The 22354-nt window shown below is 53.7% G+C and carries 17 protein-coding genes and 1 tRNA gene; 8 read left to right on the top strand and 10 right to left on the bottom strand.

The genetic code is table 11. The annotated features are described in order from the left end of the window. Window positions 1-78: 78 nt before the first annotated feature. From CULFRC11_RS04430 to rho, 5 genes are all read right to left on the bottom strand, one after another. Window positions 79-1233, bottom strand: a complete 1155-nt coding sequence (locus tag CULFRC11_RS04430) for an MraY family glycosyltransferase (protein ID WP_023635519.1) — start codon at window positions 1231-1233, stop codon at window positions 79-81. Then, a complete protein-coding gene (locus CULFRC11_RS04425; RefSeq protein ID WP_014525621.1) occupies window positions 1234-1884 on the bottom strand; it encodes an L-threonylcarbamoyladenylate synthase in 651 nt (216 codons plus the stop codon). A gap of 72 nt (window positions 1885-1956) precedes the next feature. Continuing rightward, window positions 1957-2775 (bottom strand): peptide chain release factor N(5)-glutamine methyltransferase, encoded by an 819-nt coding sequence (prmC, locus tag CULFRC11_RS04420; protein WP_023635518.1) that lies wholly within the window; start codon window positions 2773-2775, stop codon window positions 1957-1959. A gap of 9 nt (window positions 2776-2784) precedes the next feature. Beyond that, window positions 2785-3855, bottom strand: coding sequence for a peptide chain release factor 1 (gene prfA / locus CULFRC11_RS04415; RefSeq protein ID WP_013911268.1), 1071 nt, complete (start codon window positions 3853-3855; stop codon window positions 2785-2787). After that, window positions 3855-6017 (bottom strand): transcription termination factor Rho, encoded by a 2163-nt coding sequence (gene rho / locus CULFRC11_RS04410; RefSeq protein WP_031270192.1) that lies wholly within the window; start codon window positions 6015-6017, stop codon window positions 3855-3857. Before rho ends, prfA begins: the two co-directional genes overlap by 1 nt. Window positions 6018-6382: 365 nt before the next feature. Here rho and CULFRC11_RS04405 point away from each other — a divergent pair, with 365 nt between their 5' ends. Together CULFRC11_RS04405 and CULFRC11_RS04400 are read left to right on the top strand one after the other, a co-directional pair. Next, the gene (locus CULFRC11_RS04405) at window positions 6383-8119 is read left to right on the top strand and encodes a long-chain fatty-acid--CoA ligase (RefSeq protein WP_023635516.1); all 1737 of its coding nucleotides are present in this window, start codon (window positions 6383-6385) and stop codon (window positions 8117-8119) included. Window positions 8120-8337: 218 nt separating this feature from the next. Next, window positions 8338-8997, top strand: coding sequence for a helix-turn-helix domain-containing protein (locus CULFRC11_RS04400; protein WP_038620469.1), 660 nt, complete (start codon window positions 8338-8340; stop codon window positions 8995-8997). Here CULFRC11_RS04400 and thrB read toward each other — a convergent pair. From thrB to CULFRC11_RS04375, 5 genes are all read right to left on the bottom strand, one after another. Continuing rightward, entirely contained in the window at window positions 8994-9917 is a 924-nt protein-coding gene (gene thrB, locus CULFRC11_RS04395) for a homoserine kinase (RefSeq protein WP_023635514.1), read from the bottom strand. The genes CULFRC11_RS04400 and thrB overlap by 4 nt on opposite strands. Window positions 9918-9926: 9 nt before the next feature. Continuing rightward, window positions 9927-11276: a homoserine dehydrogenase gene (locus CULFRC11_RS04390; protein WP_023635513.1), complete on the bottom strand. Its 1350-nt coding sequence runs from the start codon at window positions 11274-11276 to the stop codon at window positions 9927-9929. A 300-nt stretch (window positions 11277-11576) separates the two neighbouring features. Continuing rightward, window positions 11577-12908: a diaminopimelate decarboxylase gene (gene lysA, locus CULFRC11_RS04385; protein WP_023635512.1), complete on the bottom strand. Its 1332-nt coding sequence runs from the start codon at window positions 12906-12908 to the stop codon at window positions 11577-11579. 2 nt (window positions 12909-12910) lie between these two features. Further along, a complete protein-coding gene (gene argS / locus CULFRC11_RS04380; protein WP_023635511.1) occupies window positions 12911-14563 on the bottom strand; it encodes an arginine--tRNA ligase in 1653 nt (550 codons plus the stop codon). An 11-nt stretch (window positions 14564-14574) separates the two neighbouring features. Then, a complete protein-coding gene (locus CULFRC11_RS04375; protein ID WP_013911260.1) occupies window positions 14575-16227 on the bottom strand; it encodes an L-lactate permease in 1653 nt (550 codons plus the stop codon). 411 nt (window positions 16228-16638) lie between these two features. On the opposite strand from CULFRC11_RS04375, the gene CULFRC11_RS04370 reads away from it, so the two are divergent. From CULFRC11_RS04370 to CULFRC11_RS04350, 6 genes are all read left to right on the top strand, one after another. Then, on the top strand, window positions 16639-17424 hold the full coding sequence (locus CULFRC11_RS04370) for a (Fe-S)-binding protein (protein WP_013911259.1): 786 nt from the start codon (window positions 16639-16641) through the stop codon (window positions 17422-17424). After that, window positions 17421-18965, top strand: a complete 1545-nt coding sequence (locus CULFRC11_RS04365; protein ID WP_023635510.1) for a LutB/LldF family L-lactate oxidation iron-sulfur protein — start codon at window positions 17421-17423, stop codon at window positions 18963-18965. Before CULFRC11_RS04370 ends, CULFRC11_RS04365 begins: the two co-directional genes overlap by 4 nt. Window positions 18966-18967: 2 nt before the next feature. Beyond that, window positions 18968-19597, top strand: a complete 630-nt coding sequence (locus tag CULFRC11_RS04360) for a LutC/YkgG family protein (protein ID WP_014525613.1) — start codon at window positions 18968-18970, stop codon at window positions 19595-19597. Window positions 19598-19700: 103 nt separating this feature from the next. Further along, window positions 19701-19773, top strand: a tRNA-Arg gene (locus CULFRC11_RS04355). A gap of 455 nt (window positions 19774-20228) precedes the next feature. After that, the gene (locus CULFRC11_RS11475) at window positions 20229-20576 is read left to right on the top strand and encodes an ImmA/IrrE family metallo-endopeptidase (protein WP_115236729.1); all 348 of its coding nucleotides are present in this window, start codon (window positions 20229-20231) and stop codon (window positions 20574-20576) included. After that, complete coding sequence (locus CULFRC11_RS04350; protein WP_023635509.1) at window positions 20525-21613, top strand: type I restriction enzyme HsdR N-terminal domain-containing protein; 1089 nt, start codon at window positions 20525-20527, stop codon at window positions 21611-21613. Before CULFRC11_RS11475 ends, CULFRC11_RS04350 begins: the two co-directional genes overlap by 52 nt. Window positions 21614-22354: the final 741 nt, after the last annotated feature.

The following is a 22354-nucleotide window of genomic DNA, read 5'->3' as shown; positions in this document are numbered from 1 at the left end:
GGCCACCTTGCTGATGTAAAGCCCGCTTGACCTCAGGTGAGAGCTCTATAACAAATCTAACCTGCTAGCCATTAAGGCTTATTTCTGTGTCGTTTTTCCCAGTTCATTGGCCCGGCGCACTGGGCCTCGCGTGGCTAGGAAAGCTATAAACATAGCGATCACAATTCCGATGACCGCAACAATGGGCGGCACCACAGAAAATGAGACAGCCCCAAAGGCCACAACGGAGACCCATAAGTAGAGAACCAACACTACGCGACGATGAGTGTGCCCCAGCGACAACAGCCTGTGGTGCAGGTGCATCTTGTCCGCAGAAAAGGGAGATTGTCCTTTACGCACTCGGCGGACGACGGCCATAACCAGATCGAGCATGGGAACAAAAACAGCGGCAGCTACCACGATAATCGGAGACATAAGAGCAATAACATCCACGGTCCCGTACAGACTCATATCGATCTTTCCACTCGCTGAGGTGGATGCTGCAGCAAGCAGAAGTCCGATCAGCATAGAGCCTGAGTCCCCCATAAAAATCCGCGCCGGTTCAAAATTATGAGGAAGAAAACCTGCACACATTCCCACAAGCGCTGCTGCAATAATGGCTGGCGGATAAGCCGATACCATGCCTCCCTGGTCGTGAAGCACCGTCATGGAGAAAACCAAGATAGAAAGTCCGGCTATCATACCGAGTCCCGCTGCTAAACCGTCAAGGCCGTCCACAAAGTTTATGGCGTTGATCAGCGTAACTGTAAACATCACCGTAACTATGGTTGACGCCACTTGGTCAAGGATGACAGTAGTACCGCCGCCAAAGGGAACGTAAAGCAATGACCAGGTCAGGCCGAGGATACTCATTACAACCGACCCGAGAATCTGCCCGAATAGTTTGGTTATGGCATCAAGTTCATAGAGGTCATCAATGATCCCAACGGTAACAATGACTACCCCAGCCCAAATCACTGCACTCATCTCCGGCGTGATCGGCTGGAACCCTCGAGTCAAGGCAGGAAGCTGGTCCGCAAGAAATACCGCTCCCAGAAATCCCGTAAACATTGCAACTCCACCCAACCGTGGCTTCGGCTGGGTGTGAACATCACGTTCACGTATTTCCCCCATGCGACCTGAACGGACCATGGAGTAACGAACGATGCCCGTGGTGAGGTATGTCAGCGCAGCGGCCACCAAAATGACAAGCGCCAATTCCCTCATCGGCACACCAGCAACACCTGCGCCCATTTAGCGTAGCGTCTCCACGTCGAGGCTCAGCACTTCTGCAATGCGCTCAGCGCTGATTGCGCCTTCGCGCAAAATCCGAGGTGTAGGACCAGAAAGATCAATAATTGTTGAGGCGGTCCCTACCGGCGTTGCTCCGCCGTCAAGGTAGGCACTCACAGCATCGCCAAGCTGTTCCTGAGCAGCTAAAGCCGTAGTCGGCGGCTTTTGCCCCGAAATATTGGCCGAGGATACAGCCATCGGACCAGTTTCTCGCAGTAGCTCGATGGCAACGGGATGAAGCGGCATGCGCAGCATTACTGTGCCGCGAGTATCCCCCAAGTTCCATTGCAGGCTCGGGGCTTGAGCAACCACAATGCTCAAGGCACCTGGCCAAAAAGCTTCTATAAGCGTTCGCATCTGTTCCGAGTAAGAGTGAACAAGCCCACGGGCTGTGTCCCAACTTCCCACAAGCACGGGTACAGGCATATCGGGGCCACGATGCTTAGTCGCAAGAAGCTTTGCCACCGCGTTATTGTCAAACGCATCGCAGCCGATGCCATAAAGAGTGTCCGTTGGCATGACAACAAGGCGGCCGTCTTTGACGGCATCACTTGCTACTTTGAGTGCAGCATTACGAATATTTGCGTCACTGCAGTCATAAATTCTGCTCACGATATATTTTCTTTCGTCTTACGGTGTAGAGGTAAATAATCTCTTCCGTCGTTTCTGGCACAACCGTTCTTTTTAAGGAAGCTTACTCGCCGTAACAAATCGATTTCGACCCGTCAGATCTTCCAAAACGGCAATCTCTCCAAATCCTCCATGTTTGTGAAATTCTTGGAGTACGGCTAGAGACGTTGCATCATCATGTTCTATCCCTACTCGCCCATTGGGAACCAAGAGTTCATGGATAACAGGAATCAACAGTTTGATCGTGTCCATCCCGTCTGCGCCGGAGAACACAGCCATTGCAGGATCGTGATAAACCTCGGGAGCAAGATCAGGAGTTTCCGGCACATATGGAGGGTTACTCACCACTACGTCTACTGTCCCGGCCAGCGACCTCAGCAGGCCCGAATCTGTTGCGTCACCAATGACCAGATTCACGTTAGTAGGAAGATTGTGCTGCGCATAGTGGGCTGCAGCAGGAGAAAGTTCCACTGCGGTCACCTTCGCCGTAGGAACAAGCGTTGCGACGTAAGCCGCTAGAGCTCCCGACCCGGTACACAGGTCTACGACGTTTTCCCCACCGCTGAGTTGCTGCACCGCCCAATCGGCAAGAACTTCTGTTTCTGGACGTGGGATAAACACCCCAGGCCCCACCTTCAGAGTAAGCGGGCCAAACCATGCCTCTCCTACGATGTGTTGCAAAGGTTCACGCTGCGCGCGTCGTGCAACAAGGGCCTCGAATTGATCCGGAGTCGGCTCGCGCATGCGTAACCCCAGTTCCATAGGGGTGCATCGCAGCAGGTGCGCAGCTAGGATCTGAGCGTCGTTACGCGGGGAGGCCACCCCGGCTGCTTCCAGGGTGGCCTCGGCGTCTCTCAGAGAAGTAAATAACACGAAATTATTTTACTCAGCTTCCAAGCGTTCCGCGCGTTCCGCGGCCCGCAGTGCAGTGAACAAATCGTCCAATTCACCGTTAAGTACTGAATCAAGGTTATTTGCCTTAAATCCGATGCGGTGATCTGAAATCCGGTTCTCTGGCCAGTTATAGGTGCGGATACGCTCGGAGCGATCCATCGTGCGAATCTGAGCAGCACGTCCTTCAGCAGCTTCTGCCTCTGCTTGTTCCTCAGCCATAGCCTGAAGTCGTGCAGCAAGAACCTGCATGGCTCGAGCTTTGTTCTGAATCTGCGAGCGCTCCTTCTGGCACGTAACAACAAGGCCCGTAGGAAGGTGGGTAATACGCACAGCAGAGTCAGTCGTGTTCACGCCCTGACCGCCTTTACCGGAGGAACGGTAGACGTCGATACGCAAATCTTTATCATCGATCTCAATCTCCGCTACTTCATCAGGCTCTGGGTACACCAGCACACCTGCGGCAGAGGTCTGGATGCGACCTTGCGACTCAGTAACCGGAACGCGTTGCACGCGATGAACTCCGCCTTCAAACTTGAACACACTCCAGGCACCATCACGAGAAGGCGTCTTTGATCGGATAGACAAAGTCATATCCTTCACGCCTCCTAGATCAGATTCGGAGGAGTCCAAAACCTCAACGGCAAAACCATGCTTATCCGCATAGCGCTGATACATACGCACAATCTCGCTAGCAAACAAAGCAGCTTCTTCGCCGCCCGCGCCTGCTTTCACTTCCATGACGATGTCATCTCCGTCATGCGGATCGCGAGGCGCGAGAAGGTCGGCGAGCTGTTCCTCAAGAACCACAACTTCAGATTCCAGACGAGCTGCCTCGTCTTGGAACTCGTGATCCTCGTGAGCCATCTCTTTAGCTACTTCCAGATCATCCCTGGCCTGCACCAGTTTGTTATTCACATTGATGATCGGCTGCAGCTCGGAGTAACGCTTGGATAGTTTCCGGAACAGCATCTGGTCGCCCATGGTTTCTGGGTCAGCCATCTGAGCTTCAATTCCCTGGTACTCCGAGACGATGTCATCGACTGCTGATACCTGGGCCATTACTCCTCCTCGGCGTCTGCAGCCATCGGAGCACTCGATGCAATCTGCATCAAGAACTCACCGTTGGATTTAGTCTTCTTGAGCTGCTTGATCAGCAGATCGATGGCCTGCTGATTGTCCAAGGCTGCAAGAATCCTGCGTAGTTTGTGCATAATGCGGGCTTCCTCAGGAACCAGAAGAAGCTCATCTTTACGAGTTCCTGACGGGTTAACGTCCACTGCCGGGAATACGCGACGCTCGGAGATCTTGCGATCCAGCTTGAGTTCTGCGTTACCGGTTCCCTTGAATTCCTCGAAGATCACGGTGTCGCCTGCAGAGCCAGTTTCTACCATTGCAGTAGCGATGATGGTCAAGGAGCCACCATTTTCGATGTTACGAGCTGCGCCTAGGAAACGCTTTGGCGGGTAGAGGGCATTCGAGTCCACACCACCGGACAGGATACGGCCTGAAGCAGGAGAAGAGTTGTTGTAAGCACGACCAAGGCGTGTGATGGAGTCTAGAAGCACCACAACGTCTTGTCCCTGTTCAACGAGTCGCTTAGCACGCTCGATTGCCAACTCAGCTACAGCGGTATGCTCGCTTGGTGGACGATCGAAGGTGGAGGCAATAACCTCGCCCTTGACGGAGCGCTGCATGTCGGTGACTTCCTCGGGGCGCTCGTCGACAAGCACTACCATCAAGTAGCACTCAGGGTTATTGGTAGCAATGGCGTTAGCAATGTTCTGCAAAATCGTCGTCTTACCAGCTTTCGGCGGAGACACGATAAGCGCACGCTGACCTTTACCAATAGGCATGATCAAGTCGATCACACGAGTGGTAAGGATCTTTGGTTCGGTTTCCAAACGCAGTCGCTGGTTCGGGTACAGCGGAGTGAGCTTAGAGAAGTCCGGACGGGCCTTAGCTTCCTCTATGGACATGCCGTTGACAGATTCAACGCGAACCAGCGGATTGTACTTTTGACGGTTGCGTCCACGGTTGTGTCCATGATGTCCGCCATGGCTATTATCGCCATTCATCCGGACCTGGCCAACGATGGCATCGCCGGCACGTAGGCCCAAGCGACGAATCATCTGGTTATTTACATAGACGTCTGCGGGACCAGCGTGGTAGCCCGACGTGCGAACAAAAGCGACATTGCTATCCACGATGTCGAGGATGCCGGCGATGTTCTGCAAAACTTCGTCTTCACGAGGCTCAATGTTGGTGTTATCCCGGTTATCGTCGCGATCACGACCACGTCGGTTACGGCGATTACGGCGATTACGATCATTACGATCGCCTCGGTCACCGCGCTCGCCCCGCTCATGATGGCGGCCATTGCGCTGACGAGGATGCTCGTTTTCAGAACCTTCACGGGATTCCCGAGTCTGCTGCTGATCTGTAGCTTGATGCTCAGGAGCTTCCCGACGTTCCTCTGCTTTCGTGCTATCAACAGGTGCGTCTTTACGTCGTTCCCCATCGTGGGAAGCCTGATCATTCTCAGAGCGATTATCTTCTCGCTGAGAAACCTGCCGGTCCTCGCGGTGCTCCCGTCGAGCACGGTTACGACGAGCGCGTCGAGCAGCCGAGCGCGATTCGTAGCGGTTTTCATCATCAGCATCGCCATGTTCCACGGATCCCGCTGCCCCATCGTTCACGTCAGCGGACATGCCCGCTTTGTCCTGTGAGGAGCTTTCTGCAGAGCCGTGCTTCTCTGAAGGGGTTTCTACACGACGAGTCGCGCGACGACGGCGCGGCTTTTCTTCTTCCACGGGCGCAGACGCCTGCGCAATGGACTCATTGGAAACCGCGTCATTTGTTGCCGCGGTGGTTCCCGTTGTCTTCAGAACTCGACGACGACGTGCCTTTGGCTCTTTAGCCGGAGCCTGATCAGCCTTTTCTTGTTGGGCATTAGAAGCCTCTGCGGCTGAGTTTTCTGCAGGCGCAGAATCCTTCTTTGCCTTTGGCGCAGTTTTTGTTTCCGTCGTGTGCTTTGCTGCAGATGCGGTACTACGTCCGCCTTGTGCAGCCTTTCCCCCCTGCGCGCCACTAATCGCGGCAATGAGATCACCTTTGCGTAGTGCAGAGGTGCCTTTCAGGCCCATTTCAGCGGCGATCTTGCGCAGCTCGGGCAGACGCAATGCAGCAAGATTACGCTGTGCGCCGTTATCTGTTGTTGTCACAGATGTCCTTTCATCGCCTTTACCAGCGGAAAAAGAAGTCACCGGGAAAATGTTCAACCAAGTAACCACCACTGGAAAGCATGCTGTGGAATTAACTGGATTCAGGTACTGATGGCGTAGATGCCCGAGAATCCCTACCGAATGCGTTAAGAACGCACACATACGAGGAAGCATTGCCCCGCCGGCGCGGCCTTGGCAGCAATTCGGTGGTGAACTTCTAAAGCGGGAACTGAGCACTGCGTCTCGGGTTACTACTCAGCGAAACGCGGTCAGCACAAAAGATTATGTGAAGCTCGTAACGCAGTCTAACGCATAAATGCGTGTGAGGTGAACTCGAGGCAATTTTCGCAACTATGGTGTAAGTCATGCTCAGTACGATGCAGCCTATTCCGCTCAACCTTGCTCAAATCCTCACCTACGGATCGAAGATTCATGCCGAAACTAAAGTGTCCACATTTGAGGGCGACGCTATGCAAGAAACCACCTTTGCTGAGATTGCGGCTCGCGCCGCAGCCCTTGCACACGCCCTCCACGATGAGCTGGGGATTACTGCTGACCAACGCATAGCATCAATGATGTATAACTGCGCAGAGCATCTAGAGACACTCTTCGCAGTGGGCTGCATGGGAGCTGTCTTTAATCCGCTCAACAAGCAACTGATGAACGATCAAATTCGCCATATCATCAACCATGCAGAAGATCAGGTTATTGTCGCCGATCAACGGCTAGCCAAACAGTTAGGCACTATTTTGAACGAAGGCTGCCCTTCAGTCCGTTCAGTAATTTTTATCGGCCGTGACGATATTGCAGCAGCAGCGCGCTTTATTCCTAATAACATCACATGCTACTCCTACGAAGCCCTTTTAGATGGCCGAAGTACAATTTATGATTGGCCAGTCATCGAAGAAAATAATGCGGTTGCCATCTGTTACTCCACCGGTACCACTGGAGCCCCCAAAGGAGTTGTTTACTCTCACCGTGCCCTTTACTTGCAATGCATGAATCTACGAACGACAGATTCTTTAGCAGTTACGCACGGACAATCGTTTCTCTGTTGTGTGCCGCTTTATCACATCCTAAGCTGGTGTGTTCCTGTCGCTGCTTTTATGTCCGGAACGCCATTAGTGTTCCCTGGCGCAGATGTATCCGGTCCTTCTCTAGCAAAGATCATTGCCACAGCTCTTCCTCGAGTCGCGCATGGAGTGCCAACTCTGTGGATTCAGCTCATGGTGCACTATATGCGCCATTCTCCAGAGCGCATGAGCTTACAAGAGATCTATGTTGGAGGATCCGCAGTGCCTCCTATTCTGATCAAATTGTGGGAAGAACGCTACGGCGTTGATGTAGTGCATATCTGGGGAATGACAGAAACACTCGGCATAGGGACAGTTGCGCGCCCGCCATCAGGTGTTTCTGGCGAAACGCGGCGAAGTTATCGAGTAAGTCAGGGTCGCTTCCCTGCCTCCTTGGAATATCGCGTTGTTAACGATGGCGAAGTTATGAGCGCTACCGACCGCAACCAGGGAGAAATCCAGGTGCGCGGAAATTGGGTGACAACCCGTTATTATCATTCACATTCTGAAGAAGGCACAGGTCCCGCTTCAATGTTCCGGGACCACCACGTTGAAGACGCCCCCGGACAATTTACTTCCGATGGTTGGTTACGTACTGGTGACGTAGGTTCTGTGACCCGAGACGGCTTCCTCACCATTCATGACAGAGCTAGGGATGTTATTCGATCAGGCGGCGAGTGGATTTACTCCGCAATGCTCGAAAATGAAATTATGGCAGCAGCCGTGGTTGTCGAAGCCGCAGTCATCGGTTACCCAGACCCCAAGTGGGGCGAACGCCCCCTCGCTGTCACTGTGGTCTCCCCAGAAATTCCCCGCAATCACGAAACGGCAGAACGCCTCCGCTCACGACTCCGCGATACCTTCCCTAACTGGATGGTCCCGGAATATTGGGCCTTCGTTGACTCCATCGACAAAACTTCCGTAGGCAAGTTTGACAAAATCGACCTACGGAAGCACGTTGCCGACGGCGATTATGAAATCATCTCGCTACTCGGCCCAGGCCATTCCGAGGACGATTCCCCTCAATAATCTGATCAGAGCCCATGAGTTCGCTGGGCGGAGCCAGCAGCCAACCACCGGGCCTTACCAACCCCGAAGTTATGTGACCTGTGCCATAGATGTAAGTGGAAGTGATACAAGACGTCTTTTATGCTAGAAATAGACGTTACAAACCACGCACCAAGAGCATTCTCAGCTAGGGTGCGTCATTTCCATTTGTGTCAAGGTTTGTTAGATGAGGACAATCCATGAGCCAGCGAGCGCCCCGCCCTACCACAGAACTTTTCCCCGAGGCCCTAAGCCTTAGCCAAAGACAACGCGATGTATTAGACACCGTCGCAAGTTTTGAAGACGGCGCCAAAATCCAAGAACTCGCCGCCACCCTTGGCATGCATATCAATACCGCTCGCGGCCACTTAGATGAGCTTTTAGAACGCAAGGCGATACAAACTGTCCCCGCTCCTAGTAAGGGCAGAGGACGTCCCTCGCTAGTCTACCGATCCAGGATCCCCGACAATAGGGCTGTGGCCTCGGAATACGTAACTCTCATCAGAATTCTCGCGCAGCGTCTCGCAGACGATAATGCTTCCCTGGAACTAGCCAGGGAAATAGGTCTTGAATGGGGACAGGTCATGCACAAGACCTGTAACCCACGAAAAACCCCTGCGATCCTCGCTCGACGCCTCCGCCTCATGGGTTTTGACCCTATTGAGCATGAAGATGAGCTACGCCTTTACTCATGCCCCTTCATCACAGGTAATGAAAAACCCACCAGCTTTCTCTGCGCCGTTCACGACGGAATGCTCCAGGCTTTAGTCCTTAATACAGACCTTGATGTGAGCCTCGAGCCGGACGAGGATCCCACATACTGCGCCGTCAAGATCAATAATGACGCTGAGCGCCGCTAGGAAACAGTGACGGACACCGGCTGAGCAACCTCCAGAGGGAGCACGCGCAAGCCGGCCTCGCGGGCGTCGTTAAGCATGGACTCATCGACCGGCTCTGTGGATAGCACCATTACGGTCGGGCCCGCGCCCGAGAGATACGCAGCGTACCCCTTATTGCGCAGCCGATTAACCCACTCCGCAGTTACGGGCAATACGTCGGCGCGATATGGCTGGTGCAACCGGTCGCGTGTTCCCTCCCACAAGAGCTCTGGGTGATGTTGCAAGGCAACAGTCATCACCGCGCACCTGGACACATTGAATCGTGCGTCCACGTGAGTCACATCCGTAGGAAGGACGCGACGGACAGCCTCTGTCGATGCATGAAAGTTTGGTACCAGTGCAGTCGCCATAATCGACTCGGCAACAGGGATAGTAACCGCCCTATACTGAGGCTCTGTCCTGCCATCAACTGGAATCTCAGTCCATGAGACCACAGCCTGCCCTAGCACAGACGCCGCCGCATTATCTGGATGACCTTCAAAAGCAGACGACAGCTGTACCAATTGTTCATTGCTTAGAGGACAACCGGCTAGACCATTAGCAGCGCATACTCCAGCCACAGCTGCGGCTGCAGAAGACCCCAGGCCACGAGACTGTGGAATGGAATTATGGCACACCACTTTCAGCCCGGGAGCGTGTGCATCCGCTGCTTTAAGCCCAGCACGTAGTGCTTTCACCACGAGGTGCGAACCATCTAATGGCAGCTCCCCCCGCCCTTCGCCAAAGACTTCCACGCTAAGACCCGAGGCGACAACTTCTACCTCAACCGTGTCATACAACGACACCGCCAGCCCTAATGTGTCAAAACCAGGGCCTAAGTTGGCGGAGGAGGCTGGGACGGTGACTGAGACCTTTTTACCTACTTCAAGCTCAATACTCATAAGTTACGCTTACTCCCCCACCAAACGAATCACGCTGCTGATCTGCTTAACGGCATCGGAATTCTTGATATTTTCAACGGTTTTCTCCAAGTCCGCCTCAAGAGCCGTGTGTGTGACTACAATAAGCCGTGCGTGTCCGTCTTTTTCTTCCTGCCGGATCGTACTAAGCGAAATCCCATTGCTAGCAAAAATCTGCGCGAGGTCCGCAAGAACGCCAACGCGGTCTTCCACTTCCATATCGATATGGAAGCGCGTGAGAACTTCTCCAAAACTTGCAATCGGTAGGTTTGCGTACGTTGACTCTCCTGGAGCGCGCCCTCCGAATACTTTGTTGCGGGCGGCGCCTACGATATCGCCAAGCACTGCCGACGCAGTGGGGTTACCACCTGCGCCATTTCCGTAAAGCATCAAACGACCTGCTGCCTCAGCTTCAACGAATACGGCATTGAAGGACTTACTCACACTTGCCAGAGGATGGCTCCGAGGAACCAGAGTTGGATGGACACGAGCAGAAACTTTTTCCTCGCCGTTTTCTCCCTGCAGCCGCTCACAGATAGCTAAGAGTTTGATGGTGTAACCAGCCTGCTTTGCTGCCTCTATGTCCTCCGCAGTGATCTTAGAGATGCCCTCGCAATGCACATCATCTGAAGTAACTCGGGTATGGAATGCTAGGGAAGCCAAAATAGCCGCTTTACTTGCGGCGTCATGGCCTTCAACATCGGCAGTCGGGTCGGCTTCTGCATACCCCAGACGTGTGGCTTCGGCGAGCATATCGTCATAGGAGGCGCCGGTGGAGTCCATCGCGTCCAGGATAAAGTTAGTCGTGCCGTTGACAATTCCGGCAACAGATTGCACCTGATCACCAGCCAGAGAACGGCGCAGAGGCCCGACTACCGGGATCGCTGCAGCTACAGCGGCCTCAAAGTAGAGGTCAACGCCTGCCTCATCAGCAGCTTGCGCAAGCTCAGCGGAATGCGCAGCTACCAGCGCTTTGTTGGCAGTGACGACCGATTTTCCAGAGCGCAAGGCTTTGAGGATCAGCTCACGCGGGTAATCAATGCCACCGATGACTTCTACGACGATGTCTACGTCGTCACGCTCAATGAGCGAACGAGCGTCGTCGGTAAGCACCCCTAGCTCATCGGCCAGGGAGCCCTTGTGTTTTTCTTTGCTTGATGCAGCCACGCCCTTGATTTCAAGTGGCCCACCAGAGCGGCTCTTGAAGTCGCTAGCGTTCTCAGTGAGAAGTCGCAGCACTTGGCTGCCAACTGTTCCATAGCCCAAAATGGCAATACCTACCGGGGCCCCCTCCCCTTTTCCAGGGTTGAACGTGGCGCTGATGTGCTGTTCAGTCGACATGAGACTCCTTTAAGGCAAAAAGTAGGAACACTAGCTTTCGAAGCATTGTAGCAGCGCCCTTACCGGTAAGTTCCCGTTCAGGGGACCCACGCTCTGTTTCCTCCCAGCCTAAGGTCCCCGCGTTGAGGAACCGAACGCTGTGAGTTCTTTAGCGCAATCGAGACGGTTAAAAAGGAAAGAAAATAGCTGAACATGCTTGTTAGCGTCTTCACCATAAAAGTCTTTAACGCAAAAGCATGTCCAGCTATTTTTCTTGTATTGCTACCGCCGCGACCGCCGTGCACCCACAGCGGTCACTTACTATCCCTCGTCCAAAGCAAGTAGATCCTCGATGGTCTCGCGTCGAACCATCACGCTAGGCTCTCCCGCTTTAACGCTCACTACTGCTGGGCGCCCCATCATGTTGTACCTGCTACTCATTGCAAAACAATAAGCTCCAGTAGCTGCCAAAGCTATAAGGTCGCCCTCTGCAATTCCACGTGGGAGCTCCCGATCATTGATCAGAATATCCCCCGCTTCACAATGCGATCCTACGACCCGACTGGGGACAAGGTCTCCCCCAACGTTACGATTGATTACCCGAACGTCATACTCAGCCTCATAAAGCGCTGGGCGAATATTATCGCTCATACCACCGTCTACGGCGATATATCTCCGCAGTTGTTTATCCGTCACATGGACGTCTTTCACAGTTCCCACGGAATACACCGTCACAGTGGACGGTCCCGCGATAGCCCGACCAGGTTCAACTAATACCTCGGGGGCATCAATGCCCAAGTTACGGGCAACCTCATTCACTGCCCCCAACAAATCTTGAGCCACGGAAGTTACGTCCAGAGGAGTCTCATCTTCGGTGTAGGCAATCCCGTAGCCGCCGCCTAGATCTAGTTGTTCTAAGTCGATACCCAGTTCTGCATGAATCTTTGAATACAGCGTCAGTACCCGCTGGGCCGCCAAGCTGAATCCTTGAGCATCAAAAACTTGCGAACCCACATGACAATGCAAGCCAATCAAGTACAAGGGTTCAGATTCAATAACACGCTTTGCGGCTGCATACGCTGATCCAGAGGCCAAAGAGAATCCAAACTTCTGATCCTCATGACTCGTAGCAATAAACTCATGCGTATGTGCTTCAATGCCGGGCTTGACGCGCACCATCACCGGCTGAGTAACACCTGCCTCAGCTGCGACCTTTTCTAAACGCTCCAATTCCGTCATCGAGTCAATCACGATGTGCCCGACTCGGTTAGCTACCAAGAGGCGAAGAAATTCCTCGCTCTTGTTGTTGCCATGAGCCGTTATGCGCTCAGGAGGAAACTGAGCGCATAACGCAACCTGGAATTCCCCTAGAGAAGCAATGTCAAGGTTGAGGCCTTCTTCTTCCACCCACTTAGCAATCCGGCGAGTCAAAAACGCCTTGGACGCATAGTGGACCTTTTCGGCTCCACCAAAGGCAGCGGCCATGTCCCTGCAGCGGCTACGGAAATCGTCTTCGTCTACAACAAAAACCGGAGTTCCGTACTGCTTAGCTATATCGGATAAAGAAACTCCCGCAACGGAAACTTCACCATTAGCTTCTCGACGCGCACCTCTAGGCCATACATGCGATGGCAGTGCGTTAAAGCTCTCCACGGCTACATACGCTCCGGCGCTGTAACACCGACCAATCCCAAAGCATTAGCAAGAACCTGGCGGGTGGCATTAGCCAAGGCTAGACGTGCAGTATGAATGGGCTGTGCGCTTTCGCCAGCTTTAGGAAGAATCTGACATGAGTCATAGAACCGGTGGAACGTTCCTGCCAGTTCTTCCGCATAGCGCGCCACGCGATGTGGCTCGCGCAGCTCAGCCGCAGCCTTGACTACTGCAGGGAATTCTCCCAGCGTACGTATCAGATCGCCTTCGCGATCGTGGGTCAGTAGCGCAAGATCGGGGTCAATAGCAGTTATCCCCAGATCGCCGGCCTTCCTAGCGATCGAGCACAGACGTGCGTGCCCGTATTGGACGTAGTAAACCGGGTTATCGCTGCTCTGCGATTCCCACAGCGCAAGGTCGATATCAAGACTAGAGTCCACCGAGGACCGAATCATAGAATAACGGGCGCCATCAATGCCGATGGCCTCCACCAAATCATCCAAGGTAATTACGGTGCCAGCACGCTTGGACATGCGCACTGCTTGTCCATCGCGAACCAAATTCACCATCTGCCCGATGAGGACCTCTACGCTGCTGGGTTCATAGCCTAGCGCTGCCGCAGCCGCACGTAAGCGAGAAATATATCCGTGGTGGTCGGCCCCGAGCATGTAAATGCACAGGTCATGTCCGCGTTCGATTTTGTCGGCCACGTATGCGATGTCACCAGCAATATAGGCTGCGTCACCGTCTGATTTAATCACAACGCGGTCTTTGTCATCGCCATAATCGGAAGACTTCAGCCACCATGCTCCGTCTTGGAAATAGAGGTTTCCGTTTTCCTTGAGACGTTCGATCGCTTTATCCACGGCACCCGATTCGAACAATGAGTTTTCATGGAAAAAGACATCAAAGTCCGTGCCAAATTCATGGAGTGATTCCTTGATATGGCTAAACATCATTTCTACGCCAGCAGCGCGGAACGTCTCCGCCATCTCTGCCGACTCCTGAGAAAGAACATCAGGATGCGCTGCAACCACAGCTTTTGCTATGTCATGGATGTAGTCTCCGCCATAGCCATCTTCTGGCGTAGGCTCCCCCTTTGCCGCAGCAATGAGCGAATTAGTGAATCGGTCGATCTGGCGCCCATGATCGTTGAAGTAATACTCCCGTGTGACGTCAGCACCTGAAGCCTCCAAGACACGGCCTAGAGAATCTCCAACCGCTGCCCACCGGGTACCGCCTAGGTGAATTGGACCTGTCGGATTCGCGGAAACGAACTCTAGGTTTACACGAGTCCCCGCATAGAGGTCTGAATGACCAAAGGCCTCGCCTGCGGCAAGAATCTTAGCAACGATCTCCCCCTGAGCCGCCGCAGCAAGGCGAATATTGATAAAGCCCGGGCCGGCAATACCGGCCTCATCGACGGCTTCATCAAGAGCTAGGGCGTCGGCAAGCAACTGCCCCAGCTCACGCGGATTCATTCCCACCTTTTTAGCTACCTGAAGGGCAACATTCGTGGCATAGTCCCCGTGTTCGGGGTTGCGCGGGCGCTCCACGACCACCGTCTCAGGCAGAACCGAAGCATCGAGGCCACGTGATTCAAGGATGGTGGTAGCAGTGCGCTTAATGAGGTGTGAAAGATCCGCTGGTGTCATGGGTTAGCAGTTTAGCCCACAACCATCCATCCGAGAACTGGGGTGGACTGCAAGTAAATGATGATGCACAAGTAAACCAGCAAACCGAGGGAATACTTCCACGCCTGAGCCATAATCTTGCGCTCGCCGTTTTCCATCTGAACAGCGCCAGCGGCAATGGTCAGGGTCTGCGGGCTCATCATCTTACCCAGCGTTGCACCAGCGGTATTGGCACCCACCAAGAGCGTCGGGCTCACACCCACCTGAGAGGCCGTCGTGGCCTGCATCTGAGCGAACAGAGCGTTTGCAGAAGTAGCGGAGCCAGTAACCCACGTTCCGATCCAGCCCAACAGCGGAGATAGCAGCGGGAATACCGATCCTGTTGCTGCCAAGAAAGCGCCGATAGAGGCAGTCTGACCGGACATATTCATGGTGTATGCCAAGCCCATCACCGCTGCGATGGTAAGGGCCGAGTAACGCATCTTATACGCGCCCTTGCCAAGCTGAGCCAGACCTGTACCAAAGTTCATTGGGTACTTTCCGCCACGCGAGAACGCGGTGTACACGCCGACCGTGATCAGGCCACAGAAGAACATGATTGTGCCTGGGGTGGACAGCCAGTTGAAGTTGAAGATGGTGTTATTAACCGGCTCACCCGCAGCATTAACGATGTGCCCGTGCAGCCCTGGCCACTGAATCTTCATATCCGTGGACTTCAAAGCTGCAGGGATGTTGACGCCGATCTTCCAGAGGCTGGTGAAGGAGAAGACAAAGACGATGAGAAGGTACGGGAACAGCGCCAAAACGGTCCGCTCCGTTGTCAGGTGGAGCTCATCAGCGTTGATGGACGATGCCTGATCTTCGGGGGTAGTTGGCTTCCATACGCGGAGGAACAGAACGCCACACGTGAGGGAAAGGAGGCAAGCGACGACGTCTGTGAGCACATAGGAGAAGTAGTTGGACCCGAGGAACTGTCCACCACCGAAAGCCACGCCCAGCAAAAGTGCCATTGGCCATGTCTGGCGTACGCCTCGTGTGCCATCCATGATCAGTGCCAAAATAAACGGAACAACCAGGGCAATCAAAGAAACCTGGCGGCCAGCCATCGCAGCTACCTGCTCACCCGGGATCTGAGTAAGCAGACCACCCGTAGTCACCGGAATAGCCATAGCACCGAAGGCAACGGGAGCACAGTTTGCCACGAAGGTCACCAGAACGGCTTTGATTGGCTTAAGGCCGATAGCCAGAAGCATTGCGGCAACGATAGCAATAGGGGCACCGAATCCGGCGAGGGCCTCTAGGAGACCGCCGAAGGCGAAGCCGATCAACATTGCCTGAACGCGCATGTCGCCCCGACCAATCTTGGCAAAGATCGTACGAAGATCGTCGAAACGTCCAGAAATAACCGTGAGGTCATAGACCCATACGGCCATCCAAATGATGTATACGATCGGGAAAATACCAAACGCTACGCCTTGAGAAAAGGCGAGTACCGCCAGGTTGGCAGGCATGTGAAAAAAGATGATGCCGACTAGAAGGGCCACTACCACGCTCGCAAGCGCGGACCAGTGGGCCTTCCACTTGAGCACCATCAGGAACACAAAGAAGCCAATGAGCGGCAATATGGCGCACAGCGCCGAGAGGCCAAGGCTTCCGCCTACAGCATCCGTTACAGGTGAAAACACTAGTTGCTTCTCCCATCTCGAGGGACTTGGGTCACTACTATTCTGCGATGAAATAGCTACCAACTCATAATTTACGTTCTTTTTGCAGTAGGTCACACCTTTGGTTGATTTTCAACCACCGCTTCCGTGTATTTATCACCACACTTTTTCTGCTGTATTTTTCACCACATTTTGTGGCAGAACGCGCCTCAGTGCGCATACATGCACCACACCCCAATCCGACCCCTCTTTCCCCATATTTTGATAACACTAACGTTTCGTTAATAAGCGCTGGTAGTCCGGGGTTATTCAGATGTTATTTCAGAGATACACCCGCTAGTATTTGTTATGTCCAGTGGCGCGTAACGCTTCCGATTATTTGGAACGCCACAACAAACTGCCACGTTTCCCTCGAAGCAAGGAGCAATTACCGTGAGAGTAGCGCTCTTTTCCACTTGTATCGGCGACGCCATGTTCCCCGATGCATCCAAAGCAACTGCACTCGTATTGTCCCGACTTGGTTATGAGGTCGTCTTTCCTAAAGACCAGACCTGCTGCGGCCAGATGCACGTCAACACCGGCTACCAAAAGGAAGCCATCCCACTGATTCGTAACTATGTGGATGCGTTCACCGATCCTTCCATCGATTACGTTGTCGCCCCTTCAGGCTCCTGCGTCGGCGCAGTCCGTGAACAACACGAGCACATCGCAGATAGGTATGGCGATAAGACTTTGGCAGCTGGCGCACGTGATGCAGCTAAGAAGTCTCTTGATCTCCCCGAGTTCCTCATTGATGTCGCTGGAGTGGAAGACGTCGGAGCATTCTTCCCACACAAGGTCACGTACCACCCTTCCTGCCACGGTCTCCGCTTTATCAAACTGGGTGACCGCCCTTACCGCCTACTCTCCAAGGTGGCAGGCATGGAGCTTGTGGAACTTCCCAACAAGGAAGAATGCTGTGGGTTCGGTGGCACCTTCTCCCTGAAGAATGCCGAAACCTCCGCTGCAATGGTCTCCGACAAGACTCGCAACATCGAGATCACTGGTGCTGAGTACATCACCGGTGGCGACTCTTCTTGCTTGATGAACATCGCCGGAAACCTGTCCCGCAAACACGTGGGCATTCGTGCCATCCATATCGCAGAGATCCTAGCCTCCACCAAGGAGCACCCTTGGACTCCCGATTCCGCCGCCTACTCCCGAGAGGTAATGCTGTGAGCGTCTCACTTGGAACCCCCACGATGCCACCTCGCGCATCGGAAATTAGCCAGCTTCGTGGCGACGAGAACTTTGTTCATGCCGCGCACCATGAGCTTTACAACGCAACCCAGCGTCGTAATTTGACCAAGGCAACCACCACGATTCGCGGTAAGCGCCTCAACGTCACGGCAGAAATGCCCGACTGGGAAGCTGTCCGTGAAGCAGGTTCCGGAATCAAGCGCGACGTGGGACAGCGTCTCGACGAGCTCCTGGTCCAGTTTGAAGAGGCTGTCACCGCACGCGGTGGACACGTCCACTGGGCCCGCGACGCTGAAGAGGCCGGAAACATCGTGACCAAGCTGGTTCAGGAGACCGGCGAGAAGAACGTGGTCAAGATCAAGTCCATGGCAACCATGGAAATTGGCCTCAACTCCCGCCTCCGCGAGGCCGGCATCTCCGCACGCGAGACCGACCTTGCAGAGCTCATCGTTCAGCTGGGTAAGGACAAGCCATCTCACATCCTGGTTCCGGCTATTCACCGTAACCGTGCGGAGATTCGCGACATCTTCATCCGCGAGATGCCCAACACTGACGACTCCCTCTCTTCCGAGCCTGCTGAGCTCGCAGAGGCATCGCGTTCCTTCCTGCGCGAACAGTTCATGAAGGCAAAGGTTGCTATTTCTGGTGCCAACTTTGGCATTGCAGAAACCGGAACCGTCACCATCATGGAGTCCGAAGGCAATGGCCGCATGTGCCTGACCCTCCCGGAGACCCTGATTTCAGTCATGGGCATCGAGAAGATCCTCCCCACTTTCAAGGATCTTGAGGTCTTTTTGCAGCTCCTCCCCCGTTCCTCCACCGGCGAGCGCCAGGCACCTTATGTCTCCACATGGTCCGGTGTGACCGAAGGCGACGGCCCGAAGAACTTCCACATCGTCCTTGTCGATAACGGACGAACCGCAGTTCTTGCTGACGAACTCGGCCGCGAAGCACTCAAGTGCATCCGCTGTTCTGCGTGCCTCAACGTTTGTCCGGTCTACGAACGCGCCGGTGGCCATGCCTATGGCTCGACCTACCCAGGCCCCATCGGAGCGATCCTGTCGCCTCAGATGACCGGCATGAAAGATAAGCACGATCCAAACGCCTATCTCCCTTACGCATCCTCCCTGTGCGGTCGATGCAACGAGGTCTGCCCCGTCAAGATCCCATTCACGGACATCCTGCTGGAGCTTCGCCACAAGAAGGTCGAGACAGATGCTCCGAAGATCGAGAAGGCCCTCATGGGCAGCATGCAGCTCGCATGGGGCAATGCGAAGCTCTGGAACATGATCACCCGCATGGTCTTTATGGGCCGCATCCTTGGTGGCTCCAAAGGCAAGATCACCCACCTGCCGAGCTTCTTGTCCGGATGGACTGATGTTCGCGACACCGCTGTTCCACCAAAGAAGTCCTTCCGCCAGTGGTTCGATTCCGAGGAAGCACAACAGTTGCTTGCCGACGCCCGCAACGAAGGCATCCGCCCCAACGATCCTGCTGCTAACCAGAAGAAGGAGAACTAACCATGGATGCCAAAACTGAGATCCTCGAGCGCATCCGCAACGCCAACAAACTTGCTGGTGTTCCCGAGGGTGCTTATCCAGTAGTCCGTGAATACATCACTAAGACTGAGCTCCCCCGCGAAGAGCTCAAAGAGCTGCTTATTGATCGCCTCCTGGATTACAAGGCACAGGTTGTTCAGACCACTGACGCCGAGCTAGCTGACAGCATCGCAGAGGTCCTGAATTCCCGTGGAGCCAAAGAGATCCGTTACGCAGAAGGTCTTGATGCCGCACTGTTCGCGGACTTTGAGGGCAAGGCCGTAGCCGACGATCATGCAAGCGATCCCCGCCTGCTTAACGACGTCGACGCTGTGGTCACCGACTCCCACGTGAGCTCCGCTCAAACCGGTACCATTTGCCTGGTCTCCAACGAGGTTTGTGGGCGCCGCGCGCTGACTCTCGTGCCTGACTGCCACGTCTGCATCGTCCGTATGGACAACGTAGTCTATGGCGTTCCAGAGATGGTTGCACAGCTTGATCACACGCGCCCCAACACGATGATCTCCGGCCCTTCCGCCACGTCAGACATCGAGTTGAACCGTGTTGAAGGTGTGCACGGTCCTCGTACCCTCATTTGCGTGGTTGTAGACTAGTCTCCATAACCCCCACGTCACGCCCCCTTTGACTCCGTCGATAGGGGGCGTCTTCGTATTTTTGAGCATTATGAGTTAGAATTACATCCGTTGTATTCAGCGCGTCTCCGTAGCTCAGTGGATAGAGCATTGGTTTCCGGTACCAAAGGTCGCAGGTTCGAATCCTGTCGGGGACACTTTTAAAAACCTCCTCCTACCAGCAAAGTTCTTGGTGGGAGGAGGTTTTGCTTTATCTTTTTGAGCGTAGATTTTTGTTTTTTGGATGTTTCTTGGCCTCTTGTCGTGGAAATGTCGTGGGCTTTTCACCATCAAACCAGCATCACAAAACATAAAAGTCCCCCACCAGTCACAGCTAAACCGCTCCTCATTGGCTAGCTTGAGAAAGCAGACGCCATCTAACAGGGAGCTTTTCTTTTTGAAAGCACGAAGTTCTCTCACCAGGCATCAACGAGAACAACTCGTTGATCTCGTTGAACAACGAGCTTGGGTAACACTGCGCCGCTGTACAAAACCACACCGAAGAACTGTCAGAACATGTTTTCCCTAGGACTACAAAGCTTGAAGAACTGACCCAAGCCCTCAGCGTAGCCATCGCAGAAACCTCTCACCTCGGCGATAAGGTCAACGGGGCATTATCTCCCCCCCCCACAGGCGAATCATCCTGCTACCAACACGACTTCGACTCTTAGGCCAAGAAAGCACCCGAGCCCACGAACTCGGACATGCGTTTTATGACGACGACACTGACGGTGATCCACAATTAGGAAGGCATGCTGATCAATTCGCCGTGCGAATACTGATCACCCCCACCAAATACCTCCTCGACGAAACGCCCCACAACAGGCACCCAGGCGCAATAACATATGAACTAGGAGTACTTCACCCCCTTTATCATTTGGAAAACCTCTACGAAAGGAAACAGACAGAATGGGCATCGACCAAGCAATCCAAACGCTTGCCTCCAAAGTGCGCGAACTAAAACCAATCATCGAAACGGAAGAAGCCACAAAAACCGCCTTCATCATCCCGTTCATCAGTAATGTCCTTGGTTACGATGTAACCGACCCCCGGGAGGTCATCCCCGAATACACTGCCGACATCGGAGTCAAAAAAGGCGAAAAAGTGGACTTTGCCATCAAATCAGGGGATGACTTCCGGTTTCTTATCGAGTGCAAAAAGGTTGGCGAACCCCTCCGCATCGACCACGCGAACCAACTGGTGCGGTACTTCAATGTCACCGATACAGAATTTGCGATCTTGACCAATGGTGAGGTCTACGAATTTTATGCGCAACTTGATGCCGCCAACCGCATGGACGAGAAGCCCTTTATGACCATCGACCTAGCAAACATCGATGCACGGGTGTTCCCGCATCTGGAAATGTGCACCAAAACAAGGTTCGATTCAGAAACCATTGCGGCAAGTGCTGAACAACTGAAATACATCTCCGAGATCCGGAAAGTTCTCGCCCTTCAGTTCAAGGAACCCGATGTAGATTGGGTGAAGCTCATTGCCTCACGTGTCACAACCCGCAGAATGACGGCGCAGAACCTTGAAGTTTTCACGGGACTTGTAGCGACTGCTCAGACGCAGTTTCTGAAAGATGAAGCTAACAGGCGACTTCGATCCGCACAGGACTTTGACGAAATCTCAGGTACTCTTCCTACTCCGGAGCGCACGGAAGCCTCTCCCGAGCTCTCCTCAGAGGGAGACGAATCCGGCATCGTAACCACTGAGGAAGAACTCCAAGCATTTGGCATCATCCGCGCCATTTGCTGCAGTGAAGTCCCAATAGCAGATATCGTCATGCGCGATGCCAAGACGTACTGCGCGATTCTTTACAAGGACAACAACCGGAATCCTATCGCCCGGCTTTATCTCGACCGCCGGGTCCCGCGTATCGGCATTTTTGACGCAGTACGCGAGGAGCATCTTTTCGATCTGGGCGCCGTAGATGAAATCTACGAGCACACAGACCTTCTAAGGGAACGTTGTCGCGCGCTCAAGGGCGACTAGGCCCACGTAGCATACAAATATCGCAACGCTACCAAAGGTAACCTATAACCACTTATATGAAAAGCACCGCAAATGCCCCCAAGCGCTGGGCCTTCAAACTACCCGCTCCGCTACTCTCCCGTTACAAAACAACTGTCTCATCTGGATACTCAACGAAGTAGCCTCCAGGGTGGGGAAACTGCAGGCCTCTACATCCAAGATGTGAAGGCCTGCAGCGTCGTACCACAATAAATCGAAATACTATGATCGTCAGATCAGTCATTTCTCTCGGACTTTCAAAACGCATGAGCGTCGCGTGGTTATCACATCAGATGCCCATAATAGACATGCTCGTTCCTTTGTCGAACAGGAAAACAGAGTTCAACTGAATATGGATCCGCCTCTCATGACATCATAGCTGGGAGGACTGATCATAAGGTGCCCAGAGCCGTAGGAGAGTTAACCCGGATTTCCCTTTTCATTACCCTGCACAAGTTGCGACATGCGATGCTTGGCCTGACAATGTCCGCAGGGAGAACGCGAAGACAGCGCAGCGGCAACTGAAACACACATCGACCAAGATAACGGTGGGTATATACGTGGACCTTTTTGATGAGGTTTTAGATCTGTCGGAGATAATTTTAAAAATGTCTGTCTACCAGCAGATTAATCCGCCCCACTAGTTCAATCGACGCAAACCAGCTAGCCACTAGTGGGAAGGTTTTACTCTTGCTTTTGACACACAACCTTCTGCAGCCCATC

Origin of the sequence: Corynebacterium ulcerans, from assembly GCF_000767685.1 — a bacterium.
GTDB classification, from domain to species: domain Bacteria; phylum Actinomycetota; class Actinomycetes; order Mycobacteriales; family Mycobacteriaceae; genus Corynebacterium; species Corynebacterium ulcerans.
This window is presented reverse-complemented; position numbering and strand designations above follow the sequence as displayed.

Bases quoted from the DNA above. Each gene is read 5' to 3' on its own strand.
- CULFRC11_RS04430 (WP_023635519.1), bottom strand. From the start codon at position 1,233: ATGGGCGCAGGTGTTGCTGGTGTGCCGATGAGGGAATTGGCGCTTGTC.
- prfA (WP_013911268.1), bottom strand. From the start codon at position 3,855: ATGGCCCAGGTATCAGCAGTCGATGACATCGTCTCGGAGTACCAGGGA.
- CULFRC11_RS04405 (WP_023635516.1), top strand. From the start codon at position 6,383: ATGCTCAGTACGATGCAGCCTATTCCGCTCAACCTTGCTCAAATCCTC.
- CULFRC11_RS04400 (WP_038620469.1), top strand. From the start codon at position 8,338: ATGAGCCAGCGAGCGCCCCGCCCTACCACAGAACTTTTCCCCGAGGCC.
- thrB (WP_023635514.1), bottom strand. From the start codon at position 9,917: ATGAGTATTGAGCTTGAAGTAGGTAAAAAGGTCTCAGTCACCGTCCCA.
- CULFRC11_RS04390 (WP_023635513.1), bottom strand. From the start codon at position 11,276: ATGTCGACTGAACAGCACATCAGCGCCACGTTCAACCCTGGAAAAGGG.
- argS (WP_023635511.1), bottom strand. From the start codon at position 14,563: ATGACACCAGCGGATCTTTCACACCTCATTAAGCGCACTGCTACCACC.
- CULFRC11_RS04360 (WP_014525613.1), top strand. From the start codon at position 18,968: ATGGATGCCAAAACTGAGATCCTCGAGCGCATCCGCAACGCCAACAAA.
- CULFRC11_RS04350 (WP_023635509.1), top strand. From the start codon at position 20,525: ATGGGCATCGACCAAGCAATCCAAACGCTTGCCTCCAAAGTGCGCGAA.